Source organism: Pseudoalteromonas sp. MMG012 (assembly GCF_018100875.1).
Lineage (GTDB): Bacteria > Pseudomonadota > Gammaproteobacteria > Enterobacterales > Alteromonadaceae > Pseudoalteromonas > Pseudoalteromonas aurantia.
This window is the reverse complement of the sequence record NZ_JAGJEF010000003.1, coordinates 67992-90514: the sequence shown is the minus strand read 5'-3', so window position 1 is coordinate 90514 and position 22523 is coordinate 67992. Positions and strand designations below refer to the sequence as shown.

At 40.0% G+C, this 22523-nt stretch carries 18 protein-coding genes; 13 read left to right on the top strand and 5 right to left on the bottom strand.

Annotated elements, in window-relative coordinates; translation table 11 throughout:
• Positions 1 to 165: 165 nt before the first annotated feature.
• From thrS to rplT, 4 genes are all read left to right on the top strand, one after another.
• Positions 166 to 2076, top strand: coding sequence for a threonine--tRNA ligase (gene thrS / locus J8L97_RS01935; RefSeq protein WP_211047671.1), 1911 nt, complete (start codon positions 166 to 168; stop codon positions 2074 to 2076).
• 56 nt (positions 2077 to 2132) lie between these two features.
• Positions 2133 to 2693: a translation initiation factor IF-3 gene (infC, locus tag J8L97_RS01930; RefSeq protein ID WP_084622626.1), complete on the top strand. Its 561-nt coding sequence runs from the start codon at positions 2133 to 2135 to the stop codon at positions 2691 to 2693.
• 182 nt (positions 2694 to 2875) lie between these two features.
• The gene (gene rpmI / locus J8L97_RS01925; protein WP_010363888.1) at positions 2876 to 3076 is read left to right on the top strand and encodes a 50S ribosomal protein L35; all 201 of its coding nucleotides are present in this window, start codon (positions 2876 to 2878) and stop codon (positions 3074 to 3076) included.
• A 15-nt stretch (positions 3077 to 3091) separates the two neighbouring features.
• Positions 3092 to 3451 (top strand): 50S ribosomal protein L20, encoded by a 360-nt coding sequence (gene rplT, locus J8L97_RS01920; protein ID WP_192507261.1) that lies wholly within the window; start codon positions 3092 to 3094, stop codon positions 3449 to 3451.
• A gap of 114 nt (positions 3452 to 3565) precedes the next feature.
• Here the strand turns inward: rplT and J8L97_RS01915 are convergent, their stop codons facing one another.
• Positions 3566 to 4390, bottom strand: a complete 825-nt coding sequence (locus J8L97_RS01915) for an SDR family oxidoreductase (protein ID WP_211047670.1) — start codon at positions 4388 to 4390, stop codon at positions 3566 to 3568.
• Between the two features lie 153 nt (positions 4391 to 4543).
• Here J8L97_RS01915 and J8L97_RS01910 point away from each other — a divergent pair, with 153 nt between their 5' ends.
• The 6 genes from J8L97_RS01910 to J8L97_RS01885 all read left to right on the top strand — a co-directional run bounded on the left by J8L97_RS01910 (position 4544) and on the right by J8L97_RS01885 (position 11231).
• On the top strand, positions 4544 to 6328 hold the full coding sequence (locus tag J8L97_RS01910) for a M14 family metallopeptidase (protein WP_211047669.1): 1785 nt from the start codon (positions 4544 to 4546) through the stop codon (positions 6326 to 6328).
• Between the two features lies 1 nt (position 6329).
• A complete protein-coding gene (locus J8L97_RS01905; RefSeq protein WP_211047668.1) occupies positions 6330 to 6971 on the top strand; it encodes an MBL fold metallo-hydrolase in 642 nt (213 codons plus the stop codon).
• A 68-nt stretch (positions 6972 to 7039) separates the two neighbouring features.
• Entirely contained in the window at positions 7040 to 7498 is a 459-nt protein-coding gene (locus tag J8L97_RS01900) for an Lrp/AsnC family transcriptional regulator (protein ID WP_192507265.1), read from the top strand.
• Between the two features lie 139 nt (positions 7499 to 7637).
• Positions 7638 to 9194 (top strand): SulP family inorganic anion transporter, encoded by a 1557-nt coding sequence (locus J8L97_RS01895; protein ID WP_192507266.1) that lies wholly within the window; start codon positions 7638 to 7640, stop codon positions 9192 to 9194.
• 142 nt (positions 9195 to 9336) lie between these two features.
• On the top strand, positions 9337 to 10407 hold the full coding sequence (locus J8L97_RS01890) for a sensor histidine kinase (protein ID WP_192507267.1): 1071 nt from the start codon (positions 9337 to 9339) through the stop codon (positions 10405 to 10407).
• Positions 10407 to 11231, top strand: a complete 825-nt coding sequence (locus tag J8L97_RS01885; RefSeq protein WP_211047667.1) for a LytTR family DNA-binding domain-containing protein — start codon at positions 10407 to 10409, stop codon at positions 11229 to 11231. Before J8L97_RS01890 ends, J8L97_RS01885 begins: the two co-directional genes overlap by 1 nt.
• A 39-nt stretch (positions 11232 to 11270) precedes the next feature.
• Here J8L97_RS01885 and pyk read toward each other — a convergent pair whose 3' ends face one another.
• Positions 11271 to 12704 carry a pyruvate kinase gene (gene pyk, locus J8L97_RS01880; protein WP_192507269.1) on the bottom strand — a complete coding sequence of 478 codons (1434 nt, stop codon included), beginning with the start codon at positions 12702 to 12704 and terminating at the stop codon, positions 11271 to 11273.
• A 497-nt stretch (positions 12705 to 13201) separates the two neighbouring features.
• Here pyk and gndA point away from each other — a divergent pair, with 497 nt between their 5' ends.
• Positions 13202 to 14575 (top strand): NADP-dependent phosphogluconate dehydrogenase, encoded by a 1374-nt coding sequence (gndA, locus tag J8L97_RS01875; RefSeq protein WP_211047666.1) that lies wholly within the window; start codon positions 13202 to 13204, stop codon positions 14573 to 14575.
• Between the two features lie 415 nt (positions 14576 to 14990).
• On the opposite strand, the gene J8L97_RS01870 is transcribed toward gndA, so the two are convergent.
• The 3 genes from J8L97_RS01870 to J8L97_RS01860 all read right to left on the bottom strand — a co-directional run bounded on the left by J8L97_RS01870 (position 14991) and on the right by J8L97_RS01860 (position 19981).
• On the bottom strand, positions 14991 to 15428 hold the full coding sequence (locus J8L97_RS01870; RefSeq protein ID WP_192507271.1) for a hypothetical protein: 438 nt from the start codon (positions 15426 to 15428) through the stop codon (positions 14991 to 14993).
• Positions 15429 to 15658: 230 nt separating this feature from the next.
• Positions 15659 to 18802: an efflux RND transporter permease subunit gene (locus J8L97_RS01865; RefSeq protein WP_211047665.1), complete on the bottom strand. Its 3144-nt coding sequence runs from the start codon at positions 18800 to 18802 to the stop codon at positions 15659 to 15661.
• A gap of 3 nt (positions 18803 to 18805) precedes the next feature.
• Positions 18806 to 19981, bottom strand: coding sequence for an efflux RND transporter periplasmic adaptor subunit (locus J8L97_RS01860; protein ID WP_211047664.1), 1176 nt, complete (start codon positions 19979 to 19981; stop codon positions 18806 to 18808).
• Between the two features lie 623 nt (positions 19982 to 20604).
• Here J8L97_RS01860 and J8L97_RS01855 point away from each other — a divergent pair.
• A complete protein-coding gene (locus tag J8L97_RS01855; protein WP_210997457.1) occupies positions 20605 to 21297 on the top strand; it encodes a metal-dependent hydrolase in 693 nt (230 codons plus the stop codon).
• An 84-nt stretch (positions 21298 to 21381) separates the two neighbouring features.
• Positions 21382 to 22149: a viroplasmin family protein gene (locus J8L97_RS01850; protein WP_409455145.1), complete on the top strand. Its 768-nt coding sequence runs from the start codon at positions 21382 to 21384 to the stop codon at positions 22147 to 22149.
• Positions 22150 to 22523: the final 374 nt, after the last annotated feature.

The window sequence follows — 22523 nt, the reverse complement described above, 5'->3', positions numbered from 1 at the left end:
CAGTCAAAATACTTGCTGGTTTGAAAGACCTCAAACACAATACAGGTACATAACTTGTGTAACCCAATGCTTATTCGTAAAAGCGTTGTTAGGCACATTTAATTATTATTAATTTTTTATACATGTGATGCATCGTAGGTGTCACCACTGTAAATAGGACATATCATGCCAATTATTACGCTTCCTGACGGCAGTCAGCGTACTTTTGAAAATCCAGTTTCTACTTTAGATGTAGCTCAAGATATCGGCCCTGGCCTTGCTAAAGCCACTATTGCTGGCAGAGTGAATGGCACGCGAGTTGATGCGTGTGACATTATTTCTGAAGACGCAAGCTTAGAAATAATAACAGCCAAAGATGATGATGGATTAGAAATTATTCGTCACTCATGCGCTCACTTAATCGGTCATGCAATTAAGCAATTATTCCCAGATGTGAAAATGGCCATCGGTCCCACGATTGACAATGGCTTTTACTATGACGTTGATCTGGATCATTCATTAACGCAAGAAGACTTGGATGCAATAGAAAAGCGCATGTTAGCGCTTGCAAAAACGAATTACGATGTTGTTAAGAAAACGGTTTCTTGGCAAGAAGCGCGTGATGCGTTTGAAGCACGTGGTGAAAATTATAAGATTGAAATCTTAGACGAAAACATCGATAAAGATGATAAGCCCGGTCTATATCATCATGATGAATATGTTGATATGTGTCGTGGTCCTCACGTTCCAAATATGAAGTTCTGTCAACACTTTAAAATAATGAAAGTTGCGGGTGCATATTGGCGTGGTAACTCTGAAAATAAAATGCTGCAACGTATTTACGGCACAGCTTGGGCAGATAAAAAGCAACTTAAAGCATACTTAAAACGCCTAGAAGAAGCTGAAAAGCGTGATCATCGTAAAATTGGCAAAGCACTTGATCTGTGGCATTGGCAAGAAGAAGCGCCAGGCATGGTGTTTTGGCATAATGATGGTTGGAGCATCTATCGTGAACTAGAAGAGTTTGTTCGTGAAAAACTACGCGAATATAGCTACGAAGAAGTCAAAGGTCCAATGATGATGGACCGTGGTTTATGGGAAAAATCAGGTCACTGGGATAAATATTCCGATGCGATGTTCACAACTGAGTCAGAAAAACGTGAATATGCTATCAAGCCGATGAACTGCCCAGGCCATGTACAGATATTTAACCAAGGCCTTAAGTCATACCGCGATTTACCGTTACGTATGGCCGAGTTCGGTTGTTGTCATAGAAATGAGCCCTCTGGTGCATTGCATGGTTTAATGCGTGTACGTGGTTTCACACAAGATGATGCGCATGTATTCTGTACAGAAGATCAAGTGATGGATGAAGTTTCACAATGTATTAAGATGGTTTACGATACATACGAAACATTTGGCTTTGAAAAAATAGTTGTTAAGTTATCAACGCGACCTGAAAAGCGTATTGGTGAGGATGATATTTGGGACAAAGCAGAACAAGCTCTGGCTGAAGCATTGAAAGTCAATAATATTGAATTTGAATATTTACCAGGTGAAGGTGCTTTCTACGGTCCAAAAATTGAATTTACCTTATATGATTGTTTAGAGCGAGCGTGGCAGTGTGGTACAGTGCAACTAGATTTTGCATTACCAGGTCGATTAGGCGCAACGTATGTGGCTGAAAACAACGAACGTAAAACGCCAGTTATGATCCACCGTGCAATTTTGGGGTCTATTGAGCGGTTCATTGGTATTTTAACCGAAGAGTATGCTGGTCTATTCCCAACCTGGTTAGCACCAAAGCAAGTGGTAATTATGAATATTACCGATAAACAAGCTGATTATGTGCACGAAATTGTACAAAAATTAAATAAACTTGGAATTAGAGCCTGTGCTGACTTGAGAAATGAGAAAATAGGCTTTAAAATTCGGGAGCATACTTTAAAACGTATACCATATCTGCTTGTTGTTGGAGATAAAGAAGTAGAACAACAAGAAGTAGCTGTGAGAACGCGCAAAGGTGAAGATCTTGGCAAGTTCTCGGTTGATGATTTTGTTGCCCATATTAGTGCAGAAATTAAAGACCGTAAGTAAATAAAACCTGTGTGTAGTAGTAACATATTAACTACACACAATATATTTTGATATTCTTGGAGGAACGTACCATTAGAGGCGGAAAAAAAGGGCAAACTACAGCTCAAAAAAATCGTATCAATGAAGAAATAACAGCGAAAGAAGTTCGATTATCTGGTGTAGAAGGCCAGGAACCGAAGATCATGTCGTTAAGAGAAGCTCAGGCGATTGCTGATGAATTAGGTGTGGATTTAGTTGAAATAAGTCCAAATGCTGAACCCCCTGTCTGTAAAGTGATGGATTACGGTAAGTTCATTTTTGAAAAAGCAAAATTACAAAAAGAACAGAAAAAAAAGCAGAAGCAGATCCAAATTAAAGAGATCAAGTTCCGTCCAGGTACTGATGAAGGTGATTACCAAGTTAAGTTACGCAACCTAAGAAAATTCTTAGAAGCGGGCGATAAAGCTAAAATCACTATTCGCTTCCGTGGCCGTGAAATGGCACACCAAGAAATCGGCATCGACTTATTGAACCGTGTTAAAGGCGATTTAGAAGATTTAGCAATTGTTGAGTCTTTCCCAAATCGTGTTGAAGGTCGTCAAATGATAATGATGATGGCCCCTATTGCTAAAAAGTAATAGATACGGTAAAATGCGCGCGAATTTAATACAGGTTTAAAGTGCCTCTGGCCACCTGTATTGACCGGTCTTAAAGAAAGGGGCGACCCTTCACCGGAATATGGTTGTAAGTTAGGCCTTTCAAGTGATGGCAACATCCGCCTACTTATATTTGTTTAAGCAATACTATTGGAGTTATTGCAATGGCTTATAAGCTAAAATCACACAGAGGCGCAGCGAAGCGTTTCAAGAAAACTGCTTCAGGCGGTTTTAAGCGCAAGCAGTCGCATCTTCGTCACATTCTGACTAAGAAATCATCTAAGCGTAAGCTACACCTACGTGCTAAGTCTATGGTTCATAAAAATGACCTTGGTCTTATCAACCGTATGTTACCATTCGCTTAATAGAGGATATCAGAAATGGCAAGAGTTAAACGCGGCGTTGTCGCACGTGCACGTCACAAGAAAGTATTAAAACAAGCTAAAGGTTACTATGGAGCACGTTCACGTGTTTACCGCGTAGCGTTCCAAGCAATCACTAAAGCTGGTCAATATGCATACCGTGACCGTAGAGCTAAGAAACGTACATTCCGTCAACTATGGATTGCACGTATAAACGCAGCTTCACGTCAAAACGGCCTATCTTACAGCCGTTTCATCAATGGCCTTAAAAAGTCATCGATTGAAATCGATCGTAAGATCCTAGCTGATATCGCAGTATACGATCAAGTAGCTTTCGCAGCACTAGTTGCAAAAGCAAAAGAAAGTCTTGCTGCATAATAAGTTTCGTACTTATTATGTGAAAAAGGAGCCTTGAGCTCCTTTTTTTGATCCATTTATTCTGTTTGTTTATCGTATTAAATTCGATGGGTCAAAGTAGTGAAAAATGACTTCTTATTTATTTTTAAGTAACACTTTATCTAGCATATTTGTACTAAGTAGCCGTTTTAAGTAGCCCATGAAGTACGTTGGGAAAGTGACATAATAGCGAGGTTTGGCTTTTTTGGCTGTAAACGCGTGTATTAACTTGTTGTAAACAGCATCGGGACCAAGCGTAAATGGTTGTGGCGCTGAGTTTGATTTTAAACGGTCCAGCTGTTTTTGATAACTAGTAGCGTGTGCACTGTTATCAATGTCAATATTTGTCATAAAGGCATGTAAAGCATTTTCTCTAAATTTAGACGTTATTGGTCCAGGCTCAATTAAACTCACTTGAATATTTGTTTGTGCTAACTCCATTCTTAACGTGTCCGCCAGTCCTTCAAGTGCAAATTTACTGGCATTGTAAGCGCCTCTGTAGGGCAGTGCGACTAAACCTAATACTGAAGAGTTATAAATTATTCTCCCTTGTCCACGGATTCGCATATGTTTGATGGCTAAATTTGTTAGTGTGTGCCATGAGAAAAAGTTCACTTCAAATTGCGCCCTTAGTGCGTCGGTTGGTAAGTCTTCTATAGCGCCGGGTTGCCCATAGGCGCCATTATTAAATAGCGCGTCTAGTTCATTGTTACATAGCTCAAGTGCGCGTTTAAAACCTAATTGAACACTGTTTTCATCGCAAAGGTCCAATAAAATGGCGGTGAGTCCTAGGGCTGTGAGTGCATCAACGTCTACTTGCTTTTTACAAGCCGCAATAACATTAAACCCTTCATCATGTAATCTCTTGGCACAGTAGTATCCAATACCGGATGAAGAGCCGGTAATTAAAATTGATTTCATATTAAACCGTCTTTATTTTAGCTAAAAATGCCTAAAAAATGTGAGCAGCATGTTATTAGCTGCATATTTTTGTTGAATCACCGCACATTGTAAGCTGTTAATTAAAATATTGATATAATTGCGCTATTCAGGCAACTATTTAGAGAGCGCATCATGATTGCCAGTATTATTATGTTATCCGCAGCAATGAATTTGGATGCACATTTACCACCTTTAGAGACTTGGCAGGGACAAAGCCTACAGCTAATTCAACAAAAAGGGCCGCTAACAACTGATTTTGAACTTAGTGGTGGGGTAACGTCACCAGACTATCAGTTAACGATGGCATTTGTGGACCGTTTAGTTGCTGCCAACCCAACGCAGTTTAAGGCAATTAGCATTGGTCAAAGTCAGGCCGGTCGAGATATTAAAATGCTGGTCGCATCAGAGCAAGGTACGTTTAGTGCGACAGAGATCAGCACTAGCGCTAAACCCACGTTACTTATTCAAGCAGGTATTCACGCTGGTGAAATTGATGGGAAAGATGCTGGGTTTATGCTGTTACGCGATATTGCTACTGGTAAACGCTTAGATATATTAGAAAAAATTAATATTTTATTTGTTCCCATCTTAAATGTGGATGGACATGAGCGACGAAGCCCATTCAATCGCATAAATCAGCGAGGTCCAATTGATATGGGCTTTCGAACTAATGGTAATAATTTAAATATTAATCGAGATTATACGAAATTAGATACACCAGAAGTGCGGGCTGTATTACAAGTGATTAAAGCGTTTGACCCTGATCTATATATTGACGTTCATGTGACGGATGGCGCTGATTATCAATATGATGTGACGTATGGGTATAACCCACAATTTGCAAGTGAATCCCCTCTTGTCGCAAAAGTATTGGATACGCACTTTAAACCACAAATAGACGCCGCGCTAACTCAAGCAGGCCATATTGCAGGCCCTTTGGTGTTTGTAATGGACAAGCAAGATTTTAAACAAGGGTTAGCAGGTTGGGTAGCAACACCTCGTTTTTCAAATGGCTGGGGTGATTTGGCTAGTGTACCAACTATTCTTGTTGAAAATCATTCATTAAAACCTTACAAACAAAGGGTTTTGGGAACATATGTTTTTTTTGATGGTGTAGTGGATGCGTTGGCAAAGGGTCACAGTGCATTAGAAAAAGCCATTGATATAGAGCATGCAACGAGGCCAAAAGAAATAGTAGTACGACGTAGTTACGCTAAACAGCCTGATCACATACCGTTTAGAGGTATTGCATATAAGCAATTTGATAGTGCACTATCTGGTCAAGTGGAAGTGAAATATTTAGGTCAACCTAAATTTTATGATGCGCTACCAATATATTGGCAGAAAACAGTCGAGAAGAAGGTAAAAGTGCCTGCTGCATTTTATATTCCCCCTGCATACCCGAATATTGTAGAGAAACTACGGATTCATGGTATCTCCGTGGAAATTGTTAGCACGGCTGAAAGTAAAGGGGGACTTAAACAAGCGAAAATTACTCAATATGAGTTCGCTAAATTGCCTTTTGAGGGACGTTTTAGAGTAACGGCTGAATTCGATTTGAACGAAGTTGAGAAAATGCCTTTAACAGGATGGTACCGCATATCTACAGATCAGGCTAAGTCTGAGTTGGTGACGCATTTATTACACCCTGAAGCACCTGATTCATTCTTTCAGTGGGGGGAGTTTAATACCATATTTCAACGTACTGAGTATGTTGAAAATTATGCACTGGAACCTTACGCTCGTTCTATGTTAAAAAGTAATCCAGCGATGGCACTTGAGTTTGATAAAAAAATCCGAGAAGATGAATCATTCGCCAATGATGCTAAAAAAAGGTTATCGTGGTTATATGAAAAAACGCCGTTTTATGATCAGGCGTACTTAAAATATCCAGTATTAATTGAACTAGGAGAGTAAGGTGCACGTTTTAACTGTCCCAGTTACCTCGTTTATGCAAAATACTCGGTTCATAACATGCCAAAGCACAGGAAAAAGCGCGGTTATAGATCCGGGTGGAGATGTTGATAAACTGCAATCCGTTATTGCGCAGAATAAGCTAGATGTAGAGGCTATACTGTTAACTCATGGTCATTTGGACCATGTTGGTGCTGCAGATCTTTTGAAAGCAGCGCTCAAAGTAGATATTATCGGCCCACACAAAGATGAAACATTTTGGTTTGAGGCCATTCCAATGCAGGCTCAAATGTTTGGTTTCAAGCCTAAGCAGGCATTTTTACCAGACCGTTGGCTAACGGCAGGTGATGTAGTCAAAGTGGGTAAACTCGAGCTTGAGGTACGCTTTTGCCCAGGTCATACGCCGGGGCATGTTGTCTTTTATGAGAAATCGTCGAAGACAGTGATTGTTGGAGATGTACTATTTAAAGGGGCTATAGGCAGAACCGATTTTCCAAAGGGAAATACGGAGCAACTAAAAGAATCTATTCGGAAAGAATTATTTTCTCTTCCAGATGAAACTATCGTGATGTCAGGACATGGCGAAAACACAACGATAGGGTACGAGAAACAGAATAACCCATTTATGAGTGGCCGTTTTGGCTAAGGAAATGCAGACAAGTATTCATTCTGTATGTATAATTTATCTAATTTACTTAAATTTAAGAAAAATGTATGTCTTTAAATCAAGTTGACCGCCAAATATTGGCATTATTACAGCAAGATGCAAGTTTATCTACTGCTGAAGTTGCCGACAAAGTCGGGTTGTCTCAATCGCCGTGTTGGCGTCGAATTGCTAAACTAGAGCAAGACGGGTATATAAAAGGGAAGGTCGCGCTACTCGACGAGAAGCAACTTGGTTTTGATATGCTAGTGTATGCACATGTGCGTTTATCTAATCATGGTAGAAATAATTTATCGGAGTTTGAACGATTAATTATGAGTTATGATGAAGTAACTGAATGCTATACGATGGCAGGTACAATGGACTTTATGCTCCGCATCATTTCGAGAGGAATAGAAGGGTATGAGCAGTTTGTTAGAGACAATCTACTCAATTTAGAATATGTTCAAGAAGTCCATTCTAACGTCACCATGACGTGCGTAAAGCGTACGACGGCACTTCCACTATAACCCTCTGAGAATATGACCATGATATTGTAATATCAATGTACTGACTATTTACTATAGTCATACTTCATCATTTGTTAAAAGCGCTGGATTTTGATAGAATCCAGCGCTTTTCTGTTCGTTGTAAATCAAGAGGATATGAATGTTTAATTTAATCGGCAAGGCGCCAAGCTCTGCTAAAAATGACATACTGTCTGGTTTGACTGTTGCGCTTGCATTAGTCCCAGAAGCTGTTGCTTTCGCATTTGTAGCGCAAGTTGACCCATTAGTAGGCTTATATGCTGCGTTTATTGTCGGTTTAATTACGTCAATATTTGGCGGTCGTCCAGGTATGATTTCAGGTGCTACAGGTGCACTAGCGGTTGTAATGGTCAGTTTAGTGGTAGAGCACGGGGTTGAATATTTATTTGCCACAGTGCTATTGATGGGGGTTTTACAAGTCCTTGCTGGGGTATTTAAACTAGGTAAATTTATCAGGATGGTACCTCACCCCGTGATGCTTGGGTTTGTAAATGGTTTAGCAATTGTCATCTTTTTGGCACAATTAGGTCAATTTAAAGTAATGGATGCTGAAGGTCAATTACAATGGATGCAAGGTTCCCCATTACTAATAATGGCTGGATTAGTCGCTTTGACTATGGCTATTATTCAATTCTTACCTAAATTAACGACTGCTATTCCTTCTTCTCTTGCGGCAATTCTCGTCGTTACTGGATTAGTTATTGGGTTAGACCTTGAAGCTAGAACAGTGCTTGATTACCTCAAAGATATGTCGGGAGATATGAATGCAACTATTGCAGGTGGTTTCCCTGAGTTTCATATTCCAATGGTGCCTTTTAATTTCGAAACATTTAAAATTATTTTCCCATATGCACTTATTTTAGCTGCAATTGGTTTAATTGAATCATTACTTACATTGACTCTTATTGATGAAATTACTGACACGCGGGGTAATAGTAACCGTGAATGTATTGGTCAGGGGGCTGCTAATATGACATGTGGCGTGTTTGGTGCAATGGGAGGCTGTGCAATGATAGGCCAATCTATGATTAACATTAACTCGGGCGGTCGTAGTCGATTGTCGGGTATTACAGCTGCATTGTTATTGCTTGGGTTTATTTTATTTGCAGCAAGTCTAATTGAAATGATCCCATTAGCTGCGCTAGTAGGTGTTATGTTTATGGTTGTACTCGGTACTTTTGAATGGTCTAGTTTCAGATTAATGAAACGCATACCAAAAACAGATGCATTTGTTATTGTACTTGTCTCTGGTGTGACAGTTGTAACTGACTTGGCAATTGCAGTGTGTGTCGGTGTTATTGTATCTGCATTAGTGTTTGCTTGGGAACATGCGAAGCACATATACACAAGCAATTACATTGATGAGCAAGGTTCTAAAGTATATGAATTACATGGCCCATTATTTTTTGGCTCTGTTAAGAACTTTAGTGAGCTGTTTGATGTGCTGAATGACCCTGCTGATGTTATTGTAGAGTTTAAGCACAGTCGTGTTTCTGATCACAGCGCGATAGAGGCAATTGATAATTTAGCCGAAAAATATACTAAAGCAGGGAAAAAGCTGCATTTGAGACATTTGAGTCAAGATTGCAAAGACTTGTTAAACAAAGCAAATGATTTAGTAGAAGTAAACGTAATTGAAGACCCTAAATATAAAGTAGCGTCTGATAAACTAGCGTAAATATTAGCATTTTCTAAAAAGGCACTTTTATAGTGCCTTTTTTATTTGCGTCGAGCCGTAAAAATTCTGAGACTATCGGTAGTGATTAAAAGGTTATCACTGATATATAATTAAATTATTATGATAGGAGTTAATTACACTGTTGAAATGGCAAGCATTAGTCGATAATCGACAACGTTTTTTTTGGGTTCTTCAAATTGCTGGCTGGTTAGGTTACGCGCTAGTTAACTATATAGGGTCCAAAGTATTTGAGATGAGAGATATTTATGTCTTCGTGATCGTACTCAATGCTTATGCAGGGTGTCTTTTAACTGTGCCTATAAGGTATCTTTACCGCAGAATTTGGAACGCTCCTCCACTTATTCTTATTTTAGTGGTATTTAGTGCGTCTTATTTTACAGGTACTTTATGGGCAGTAATCCAAAAGTTTAATTTGTGGGAAATTTATCGTCATGGCTACCGTCCCACTGAGTGGTTTTACTACTTTCAGCAAGGGCTCGACTCGGTTTACATCGTACTATGTTGGAGTGGCCTATATTTTGGCGTTAAATATTATCAATTATTACAAAGTGAACGACAAAAAGCATTAAAAGCGAACACAATGGCCCATGAGGCCCAGTTAAAAATGTTACGCTATCAACTAAATCCACATTTTTTATTTAATACGCTCAATGCTATCTCTACGTTGATTTTGGTAGAAGAAAACAAAGATGCAAATCAGATGGTAGCAAGATTATCAGACTTCTTACGATATACCTTAAACACTGACCCTATAAAAAAGGTACCGTTAGAGCAGGAACTCCATGCGCTGATGCTTTACTTAGAAATAGAGAAAGTGCGGTTTGACGAACGACTCAGTATTGATGTTGATGTAAGTTCTGAGGCCAAACAAGCATTAGTACCAAGTTTAATACTACAACCAATCATAGAAAACTCGATAAAATATGCGATAGCACACCTTGTGGAAGGTGGTAAGTTAGAGATAAAAGCTCAGGTTTTTGCAAATGAACTATTGTTAGAAGTGGGAGACAATGGCCCTGGTGCAGAATTAAAAAACGGACAATTACAAAACGCACAAGGTGTTGGGATTGCCAATACGATTGATAGGCTAAAAACACTTTATGAGAATAACTACTCATTTGTGTTATCGCATAACGAACCGAATGGCTTGAAAGTAAACATTCGAGTTCCTTTTGAAAAGGCTAAGAAGTAATGAGCAAAATAAGAACGTTGATTGTTGATGATGAACCGCTTGCGCGCAAAGGGCTTGCTGTTCGCTTGAAGTCGTTTCCAGAATTAGAGATAGTTGAGTTATGTAATGGTGGTGAACACGCAATCGCTCAATGCCAAGAGAATGATATAGATTTAGTTTTTCTAGATATCCAAATGCCAGGAATGAATGGATTTGAGGTTGCTCGAACTTTAAGTGAAAGCATTAAGCCTCTACCTGCAATTGTATTTGTTACTGCATTCGATCAATATGCTGTGCAAGCATTTGAGATCCATGCTTTGGATTACATTTTAAAACCCGTTGATGACAACAGACTAAGACAGGCGGTGGAAAAAGTGCAAAGTTATTTGAAGACACAACAAGACAACGTACATAAGAAAAAGCTAGCGAGCTTTGTGGCGGGAATAACAGGTAATAATTGTGAAGAGATCCTAAAAAAATTAGCAACAGGGGATACCCTAGTTGATAAAAAATATCCAGAGTCGATTGCTGTAAAAGAGCAAGGTGAAATTGTTCGGGTATCAACAGCGAGTATCCAATGGGTAGATGCAGCAGGAGATTACATGTGTTTGCATTGTAGCGATGGTCAAACCCACATATTGCGTAAAACCATGAAAGAACTAGAGCAAGAGCTAGATCCTGCATTGTTTGTTCGAGTTCACCGTTCTGCAATTGTAAATACAAAACAAATTAGTAAGTTAGTTACACAAAGTAGTGGTGAATATTTACTGGTTTTAGATAATGGACAAGAGCTGAAAGTAAGTCGTAGTTATAGAGACAAAGTAAAAGCAGCGTTGGCTAGTTAAGATAAGGTAGCCTCATTGGAAGCTACCTTAGAAAACTATTTATACGGTGACAATTTTCATTGTGTTGGTTGCACCGACAGTTTCCATTGCATCACCATGCGTTAGTATTACCGTATCGCCTTTTTCAAGTGAGCCAGCTTCGAGCAATGTAGCGAGTGCATCGCGGACCATTGATTGGTCAGAGCAGGTGGTCGAATCAAAATAGACAGGATAAACACCGCGATAGAGCGCCGTTTGTCCGAGTGTAGTTGCGTGGCGAGATAATGAATATATAGGTAAACCAGAACTAATACGAGACATGAGTTTCGCCGTTTTGCCAGACTCAGTAAGCGCCACGATAGCTTTAACGCTATCCAAATGGTTTGCGGCGTACATAGCTGACAGTGCGAGCGTCTCTGACGTGTCAGAAAACATACTATCTAAACGATGTTTTGATACATGAATTTCGGGTTGTGACTCTGCTCCTAAGCAAACTCGAGCCATAGTTGCGACGGTTTCTTCAGGATAATCACCAGCAGCTGTTTCCGCTGATAGCATCACCGCGTCAGTGCCGTCAAGTACAGCATTTGCTACGTCCATCACCTCAGCACGTGTTGGCATAGGGTTATCGATCATTGATTCCATCATTTGTGTCGCAGTGACAACCGTACGATTTAACGAGCGAGCACGGCTAATGATGAGTTTTTGTTTGCCAACTAATGCAGCGTCGCCAATTTCAACGCCTAAATCTCCACGGGCAACCATCACTGCATCAGATGCAAGTACAATATCATCAATATCAGCTTGCGTAGCAACAGCTTCTGCACGCTCTATTTTTGCCAGAAGTTGTGCATTTGAACCTGCTTTTTCAGCCAAAGAGCGAACATAGCGCATATCATCGCCACTGCGTGGGAATGAGACCGCTATATAGTCAACCCCAATTTCTGCTGCTGTTATCAAATCTTCCTTATCTTTGTCAGTAAAAGCCGGTGCTGTCAATCCACCACCTAAACGGTTGATACCTTTGTTATTTGATAGCACGCCACCAACTGTAACGGTAGTATGCACCAGAACGCCATCAATTGAGTCAACGGTAAGTTGAATGAGGCCATCATTAAGTAACAATAGATCACCAGGTTTGACATCTTGAGGAAGTTCTTTGTAATCAATACCAACTGCATCCACAGTACCTTGACCTAACTCCATCTGCGCATCAAGTGTAAATTTAGCACCAACCGCAAGTGTTACTTTACCTTCTTTAAATGTTGAAACTCGGATTTTAGGGCCTTGTAGATCAGCTAAAATAGCAACATGATTTCCAAGTTCTTTGGCAATTTTACGAACGGCTTCAGCTCTATCTTTATGATCTTGTGCTACACCGTGGGAGAAGTTTAATCTAACAACGTTAGCACCCGCTCGGATAATTTTTTCTAGGTTGTTATCACGGTCTGTTGCCGGTCCAAGGGTTGCTACAATTTTTGTGCGTCTAAGCATCAGGATCTCCTGTCGACCTACTATTTATAGGGTTGTTTAAATTCGTGCCTATCGATAATACATGATTTGCCTTGCTACTGAACAAAACAATGTATTCATCACATGATAAAGATCGTGTGTATAAAGATTTGCTCTATAAACTCTTTTTTACACTTCAATTAAATTATATGATCTGTATTACATCATTATGACACCGGTGTCAGTGTTGGTCAATCTCTGATATTCAGACAATATGAGTTTACATCTGTTGTTTTGTTAGTCGAGATAAGAAAAATCACAGAATTCGAAATTACTCATTTAAAAACTAGTGATGGTATTTGTACAAAGAAGCGACTACAACAGTCATATAATGAAAAAAAAGCAGATTAGCAAGGACATTTAACCTGACTTTGCTATTAATGCGTGGTCATGCGCTGGCTTCTTACTAAAGCTAGGGTATAATGCGGCGCGAAGTAATAAATTACTCACAATTTTGTAGTTACCGAGGAGGAAACTAAATGCAAGTTGCATTAGTTGGTTTAGGCGTGATGGGTAAAAACCTAGCATTGAATCTAATTGAGAAGGGGTTAACGCTAGTTGCCTATGATAGAAACCCAGACGCAGGTGCTGAGTTAATTAGCTGCGCCCAATCTATGGGCATGGCTGAGCGCTTACACATAGTTTCAGATCTCGGTGATATGGTCAGACGACTAGAAACACCTCGTTCAATTTTACTACTGGTCCCAGCTGGTGAATTAGTTGATCGAGTGTGTGGTGATTTGATTGAAGCGGGTGTGGCAAAAGAAGATATTATTGTCGATTGTGGTAACAGTAATTATAAAGATGGTATTACTCGTAAGTTGAAGTATCAAAATAAATTTGAGTTTGCGACGATGGGGATATCAGGTGGTGCTGAAGGTGCACGTCATGGCCCTGCTATGATGGCGAGTGGCTCGGAAGGTGGCTGGGAGCGCGTAGAACCTTGGTTTGAAAAGGTTGCTGCAAGTTATAACGGCGAATCTTGTTTCGCACGTGTTGGACAATCTGCAAGCGGCCATTTTGTTAAAATGGTACATAATGGCATAGAGTATGCGTTGATGCAGTTAATTGCAGAAATGTATCAATTGCTGCGCCATGGCACAGGCCGTTCACCTAAGGAAGTGGCTGAAGTATTTGAGTCTTGGTCTGAAGGGGCACTCAATAGTTATTTATTGTCAATTTCCAGTCATATTTTACAGTTAGAGACAGATCGAAACGAAGCATTAGTTGATTTGATTGATAACAAGGTGGGTGCGAAAGGTACCGGTCTTTGGACTGCACAAAATGCACTAGAGCTGGGGATTGCAGTACCATCATTAGTTGCTGCTGTTCAAGCGCGCCATTTGACTAATACAATCGATACTCATGCGGCAAAAGAAATGACTTATGCAGCAAAAGGTACGATTAATATTGAAGTTGATCTTGAGGAGCTTAAGCAAGCATTTTATTTAGCAAGCCTACTCTGTTATCGCCAAGGTTTAGCACTGATAAAAGGCGCATCTCGTGCTCATCAATGGAAAGTTGATTTAGCAAAGACATTACAGACTTGGCGCGCTGGTTGTATTATTCGCGCTGATTACCTAGATGATGTGGCGCAAGGTGTTGAGTTCATTGATGATTTAGATTTAGAGGTGGCGGCGTTACGTAAAGTGACAGGCTTAGCAGTATCAAGCGGCTTAGCGTTTCCTGTATTATCATCGACACAAACCTACATTGCGACATTAAGCACACCCAGTAATGGTCACTTAGTACAATCGCAACGAGATTATTTTGGTGAACATGGCATTAAAACTCACGATGGTGAAATTTGCCACTTGACAGACTTAGTGGACATAGCAGAGAAAGTTCGCTAAGAAACTTGCTTAGTTTAAAATGAAAAACCGGTTTTTTAGACCGGTTTTTTATATCTCCAATCTGTAAGTTAATGTCAGATAAAACCGTGATAACACAATATGCGTTTTTTGAATAGTAGGTAATTTTACCGGTTAGAACGGTCATTCACGAAGTTAATTTTTGAACAAATAAAACTCAAATTGCCGATAGTCGATATATTGTCCTTACTAATGTATGACTGTGCTCGCGTAACCATAGATGTTATTGAGCATACATTTTGCGTTACTGCTGCCAACACCATTTTGTCAGTTATGGCGTTCAATAGGTAAGGGAAGGTGAGCCGTTTTTTATAGCAAGTTCTCGGGCGAAGCAACTGCAAGTTACCCGAGCTAAAAGCGTCCATTGTAACAACGCACAACAAGTAAAGTGAGTGGGTTATCGGGCAAACGGATCTGGGTTTATTTTATCTACGTACCATTTTCCTTTTTTTCGTAGCAGCTTCACGCTTCGCATATCATCTACTTGCTCTCCTCTGAGCGTACCTGTAAAGACCATATTTATATTAGCTGTCTCACCGTATTGTTCTCGTAAACTCTGATTCGTCATGTCCAATTCTATGGTAACTTGATCAAACTGCATATTAACGAGGTTTCGCGTGAACTGTTTTGCAGTTCCATATGAGCGCATAACACGTGCCAGACGTGGCGTTGCATTCTTGGCTGCTCTTTCTAAATTATTATGATTATACAAAGCATCAAAAAAAGCGGTGGCGGTGTAGCCAGGAGAGCTTGATTCACCAGTTCCTTTATTATCTTTTCCGCAACCAGATAAGAAAACCAAGGCACAAGTTAAAATTATCGTTAAATACTTCATGGTGGTGTCTAACTAAATCTATTTATATATCAGTTTGTCTTTAAAACATGGATATGTAAAGAGCGATACGGTGTATGAGTAGATAAATTCTCTTAGATCGGTATTTTGTATTAGTCAAAGAGATTATTTTCAATAACAACAGCAAATTACCTGTTTAAACATTGTCATTATTTTAAAAATAAAAAAGCTCGGTGGAATCCGAGCTTTGGGTTGGGATTACTTAGTGTTTATTAAGTTGCAGATGTTTTCTGTAGCGTATCCTTTTTACTAAACCATTTGTTCTTGAGTGCCTTAATATCTTCAAGAACAACATATTGACATGGAATAAGTATTAGGGTGATTACAGTCGCAAACAATACACCAAACGCTAAAGAGACAGCCATTGGAATAACGATTTGCGCTTGTAAACTGGTTTCGGTAATAATAGGCACAAGTCCAATAAATGTTGTTAATGAGGTTAAGAGAATTGCCCTGAAACGTTTGCAGCCAGCTTCTACAACCGCTTGCTTAATCGTTGCGCCTGCATCTCGAGCTTTATTCACAAAATCGACCATGACCAGAGAGTCATTCACCACAACCCCTGCGACAGCTATAATTCCAAAGAACGACAAGCTACTCATGGTCATACCCATAACCATGTGACCAAATACTGCCCCTACAACACCAAATGGGATAACCGACATGATCAGGATTGGTTGAGAATAGGAGCGTAAAGGAATCGCAAGTAATGCAAAAATGATCATCATTGAAAGTGCAAAATCACGAATTTGCTCTGCAACACTGTCCATTTCTTCTTGAATTCTGCCTGCTACATTACTTTGTACACCGGGGTAATTAAGCAGCAATGATGGCAGATACTCATCACGTATTTCTGTTGCAATTTCAAATGGCTGGGCTTGATTTGTATCTACAGAAGCCCACACGTTAATAGTACGTTTTGCGTTTTCTCGACGAATACGATTCACACCGTCGACGAGTTTTACATTTGCGACTTCAGCGAGGAGTACTTCTGCGCCGGCTGGTGTAACGATACGCACATCTTGAATGTCACTGATTGAATTGCGAGACTCTTTCGGATAACGGATCATCACTTTGATTTCTTCACCGTCACGTAAAATACGCTGAGCTTCTAATCCGTAGTAACTAAAGTTTACTTGGGAGGCTACGTCTGCAAGTGTTAATCCCATGCTATAAGCCAAAGGCTTCAGCTCTAGTTGTACTTCATCGGTTGCACTTTGCATCGAATCATTGACATCACCGACACCTGTAATCGTATTGAGTTTTTCGGTGAGCTTTTCGGCAACTTCTTTCAATTGTTCTTTATCTTTTCCCTCAAGCCTAAAGCTAATGTCACCATCATCTCGGCCGCCATTCATTATGCTGTCGCGAATATTCAGGTTCTTCACACCAGGCAGTGGGGGCATTTGTTCGCGCCACATGGCACTTAGCTCAAATGTGTCAATTGGACGCTTATCTGGTTCAACGAGAATAGCCATGATATTTGCATTGGTACGGCCTCTGAGACTTACAGATAAGTCACGGATCATACCTTGTCCATATTTTTCTTCAATTTGCTTATCAACATCAAATAAAAGCGCTTCTATTTTTTGTGCTGTTTCAAGTGTGGCACTTTCAGATGAGGATAAATTCATTTCAATTGAAATTTCGGGGAAGTCATGAGGAATCTTTGGGTTCGCAACAAACTTAATGAAGCCTCCTGCAAACATGCCAGCGCTCACGATAAGAATTGTTAAAAAGCCGACAATTACTGTGTAGCGGTAGTGAATGCAACGCTCGATAAAAGGGCGGTAAAGGTTTTCAATAAAGTTCTTAAGGGCGCCATCTAAAAGTGCTCGAAGTCGATGAAAGGGATTTTTAGGGTTGCTAGGCTTATCTTTCATCGCGGCTAAGTGTGCAGGTAAAATAAGCTTTGATTCAATTAAAGAGAAAATTAAGCAAAGTATAATTACGCCACCAATGGCTTTAGAAAAAGCAGCAGCAGGGCCGGTCGCTAGCGTTTGTGGTAAAAATGCCGCAACAGTGGTTAGTACACCAAATGTCGCTGGGATCGCAACACGCTTCACGCCTCGAACAACGTTATCTAAACTATGGCCATGTTCCTCAATTTCTGAGTGAACGGATTCACCGACAACAATGGCATCATCTACCACAATCCCGAGTACCAGTATAAATGCAAATAATGAAGCTAAATTTATTGTGACATCTAGCGCGCCCATTGGCATAAATAAAAAAGCACCTAGAAACGAAACAGGTAGCCCCATCATAACCCAGAACGCCAGTCTAACGCGTAAAAATAGTGCCAGCATCAGCATGACCAGCAAACCACCCCAGATCATGTTTTCAACCATCATATTTAAGCGGCCATCAAGATAGTAAGTTAAATCAATGAAAGGTTCTAGTTCAGCATCTGCGGGTAAGGTGGTATTACGTTCAGCTAGGTAGCTTTTTATAACATTGGCAACTTTACTGATATCTTGATCTTTTGAAGCACTTACTTGGTAAATGAGAGAGCTTTTACCGTTGTACTTTGAATACTGTAACCCTTCTTCAAAGCCGTCATTGACGGTTGCCACATCACCCAGTTTAATTTGCGCACCATCGGCTAACGTGATCAATGGTAAATTTTCAAACTCCGAGCCTCGGTATGCTTGATTCTCAACCCGCATTGATATGTAGCCGTTGTCAGAGCGAATTTGACCAGCAGACATGTTAGCGGAGAAAGCTGAAACAGCGTTTGAAATATCTCTAAAGCTTAGTCCATATTCGCGTAGCTTATCAGGACTAACTTCAATGCCAATTTCGTAGTTGAGACCACCATTGAATTCAACAAGGTTAACACCTGGCAGGGCAAGCATCTCGTCGTGTAATGTGTTACCTAACTCTTTGAGCTCGGCCCGACTTAAACTGCCATTTAAAGCAAGCCACATGACTTCCTGTTCAAACTTGTCGTAACGAACAACAGGGCGCTCCATACCAACAGGAAAGCTAGATATGGAGTCAACTTGCATTTTTACTTCATCAAGTACTTCTTGAGGGTTGTACTTTTCTTCGACTTCGATCCATGTTTGCGACATACCACGGTTGGAATAGGTGATCAGCCGTTTGATACCTTCGAGTCCTTCCATTGACTCTTCAACTTTTATCGTGATGCCTTCTTCGACTTCTTGAGGTGCAGCACCAGGATAAACAGCTTGCACACTTAACCAGTTATTTTCGAATTGAGGGAACATTTGCTTTCTAATTGAGAAAGCAGTGAGGATCCCGCCAACCAGAATAAAAATCATTAATAGGTTTGCTGCAACAGGGTTACGTGCAAACCATGCGATAATGCCTTTTTCGGATGGTAATGACATAAGTTACTCCTCCTTAAGAGCCAATTGTGTTGTTGGCGCTTGATTAGCAGCATCTTCAATACGTAATTGCATGCCGTTAGCAGGGTACTCTAGTGCAGACGTGATGATTTTATTGCCATTAGAGAGACCTGCATTCGCAATAACCATTCCATTACTTTCTCTAATAATTTGAAGCGATTTGAAGCTGAGTGTTAAATCATCGTTAAGTGTCGCAATTTGACCATTTTTGACCAAGTGGCGAGGAACAGATACCGCGGACTGGATAAGCTGCCCCTCAATTTTTGCATTAATATAGGTGCCAAAGCGAAGCTGTTTGTCGCCAGAACTGTAAGGGACATCTACTTGCGCAACCAAATAAGTCATTCGGCTTCGCTCGTCTATGACGCCTTCATTACGGACAATCCTACCTTTCCAAATAACGTCTTTGCCCGCAAATTTCGCGGCGAGTGACACCTTTGAATCTAAGCCATTGTTGACTAAATATTGTAGCTCTTTATCAGCAACCGGTAGTCTTACCTCAGCAACTGATGTTGCATTGAGTACACCAAACTGATTTCCCGGACTAACGACACTCCCTAAACTGATTTGTCGACTGTCCACAATGGCGTCATAGGGTGCCTTTATATAGGTCCGTTCTAAGTTGCGATTTGCACGCTTTTCGCTGGCTTGTGCAGCTCTGTACTGCGCTAGTTTGTCAGCCAATTGCGGCTTTCTGAGATATAATTCAGATGGAATGGTTTCACTGGCATTGTTTTTTATCCGTTGCCATTCCGTTTTTGCCACATGCGCCTGAGCTTGTTCAATTTCAAGGGCTGAATGCGCTTGGGCTAAATTAGCTTGTGCTTCAATGAGCGCCGCTTCATAATCATTGGGATCAATGCGCGCTAATACTTCACCAGCTTTAACAAAACCTCCTCGCACAAATTTCTCTGAGATTTGAATTATTTGACCACTGACTTGGGCAACGAGTTCAGTACTATATTTCGGTTTTACAATACCGTATGAGTCAACAGTAAGTTGCATGGGGGCAACTGAGACTGATTCAATTTCAACAAGTGGGTGAATGATTTTTTCGGCTTTTTCTTCTGGTGATTGTTTCATTGCAGAAAATGCTGCTGCAACGCCAATTCCTGTAATGAGTACCGCAATCGGTAATATAATTTGTTTTTTACTAGCCACGTTATAGTCCTTCCTACTATTAAAACACGCAATATCAATGACGGCTGATATCTTTACCTATTATGATACGACAATAGATGTTTCTAGGTGTTTAAAGTCTAAGGTAAGTTGTAACAAAGCATTGCGATAACAGAAACATTTTTACATTTACAGTATCAGTATCAGGCGTATGGCTTCTTTGAGCGTGATACCTATTTAACCTCAGGTTTGGATAAGGGTTTTGAAGTAGAAAATGTTTTTCAAACAAACTTACGGACAATCCAATGATGATATTTTGTTCAATATCAAGGCGCTTTTATGCAGTAATAGCGGGCTATTACAAATGAAAGCAACGCCGAGAGTGAGAAAAAGAGCTTTATTGGGCAAATTCGCTTATCCAGAGCTGAGGTTATTTAATGAATGCTTTTTGGTTGTGCAAGACTGATTGCATTACAAACTCGCTGCTTTGTAAATATGGTAAATGATTTCACTGGAAACCACGGCTAAATTTGCATGTAGGGTTAATTATTTTAACTGCAGCAGGAATTGGTGCTTAATGTACAGTTAAAGTGTTAAAATCACTCTATAACAGTAGCCTATACGATTGCTTTCTATCGTGTCGCTAAATTTAGTAAGGAACCCACTTGGCAAATTTCTCTACTCATATAACAGCAAGTACAGTATCAAGCGCCATGCTAGGAACAACTTTATTGGCATCACACATTGTGACGATGTCAGAGAGTTTTCTGCTTATATTGATAGGCGCTTTGTCTGGATTGTTGCCCGATCTTGATGCGGATGATTCAACATCGATAGGATGGCTATTTTCTATTTTAGGCTGTGTGCTTGCTGGTGGTTTTATTGCGACTTACCCATTATCATCATTACTGTCGGTTTGGCTTTGTGCAGGCGGTATTTACGGCCTAGTTTGGTTTTTAGTCAAACCAATATTTGAAAGTATAACGGTGCATCGGGGAAGTTTACATTCAATTTTAGCTGTACTTATGTTTACGCTACTTGGATGTGTTTGTGCACTTCAGTTGGGGGCCACGTTGAGTTTTTCACTATTGGTAGCACTGTTTGTTTTTTTTGGTTCTTTAGTACACTTGCTTTTAGATGAATGTTACAGCGTCGATTTAGCTAACAATCGTATTAAGTCTTCATTTGGCAGTGCAATGAAGATTATTGATATTCGTTACCCCTTTATTGCGTTGTCGCAGTTAGGTCTGGTAGGGGCTGGCTATTACTACCTTTATCAGCACTATACACAGATACCCACAGTGGTCGTAAATTGGTATGAGAAATTAATGCAGTTAACCATCGTACCCAGTTTCTAGGGTTATGATGACTCTTCACTACATACCATCAAATGATCGTGAGATAAGCGTAAATTGGGGGTATATAGTTGATTAATATAAGGAGTGACCTTGGCTAAAAAATTTTATGTCGTTTGGCAAGGGCGAGAGCCTGGAATTTATACTAATTGGGCACAATGCAAAGCCCAAGTGGATGGCTTTTCAGGTGCTAAGTACAAGTCTTTTTCAAGCCAAGAAGAAGCCGAGTCAGCCTTTGGAGGCAGATCAATCCCACTGCGTGAGATTAAAGATATTTCATCCAAAATTACAAAAAAGAAGCTTAGTGCTTTGTCACAAGCGCACATTGATCAAATGGCTTATGATATAAAAATTTTTACCGACGGGGGTTGTGAACCAAACCCAGGGGAAGCGGGAACAGGGCTAGCTGTTTATGAAAATGATGTACTTAGTGAACTATGGTACGGGCTTTATCAGTCAGTCGGAACGAATAATACCGCTGAATTACGCGGGTTAAATCAGGCTTTGTTGATAGCACAAGAGAAGTTATCAACAGGAAAATCTGTGGTTATTTATTGTGATTCAAAATATTCAATTGATTGTATTACTAAGTGGGCAAGTAAATGGGAGAAAAAGGGTTGGACGAAGGCTTCTGGAGAAATAAAAAACTTAGATATTATTCAACCTGCGTATGCACTTTATCAGACACTTTTATCGAAGATCGCGATATATCATGTGAATGGGCATGTAGGTATTGAAGGCAATGAACTTGCCGACAGAATGTCTATTCTGGCGATAGATTCAAAAGATGAAGGCTTATGCCGATATAATAAAAATGTTGATATACCAACTATATTGGCTATGCGCACAGGATAAATATTTTTAAGGCGCCTGAATTTCAATATCTCTATTTTCAATAACTCGGTGTAATGTGAACGGTCGCATGTCGACTATTTTCAGCCGTTATGAGCATAACGAAGGGGTTTATTTTTTTAATATAATGGGGCTGATTTTAAGTCGTGATTATACCGTCACTTTGATATATCTATTGTCACAATGAACGTGCAACTGCCAAACGAAGGGTTTAGTGGCCCAAAAGTGATTTTTATGACGTGAACGCCCAAGCAATGAGTCAACTTTCTTGTGAGTTTTTTGCAATTATTGATTGTTTTGCTTGTGCTTTAGATGTATGAATAAACCCATGTCATTGTTTACTATAGGCAAATATGCACTGAGTCGTATGGGGGGAT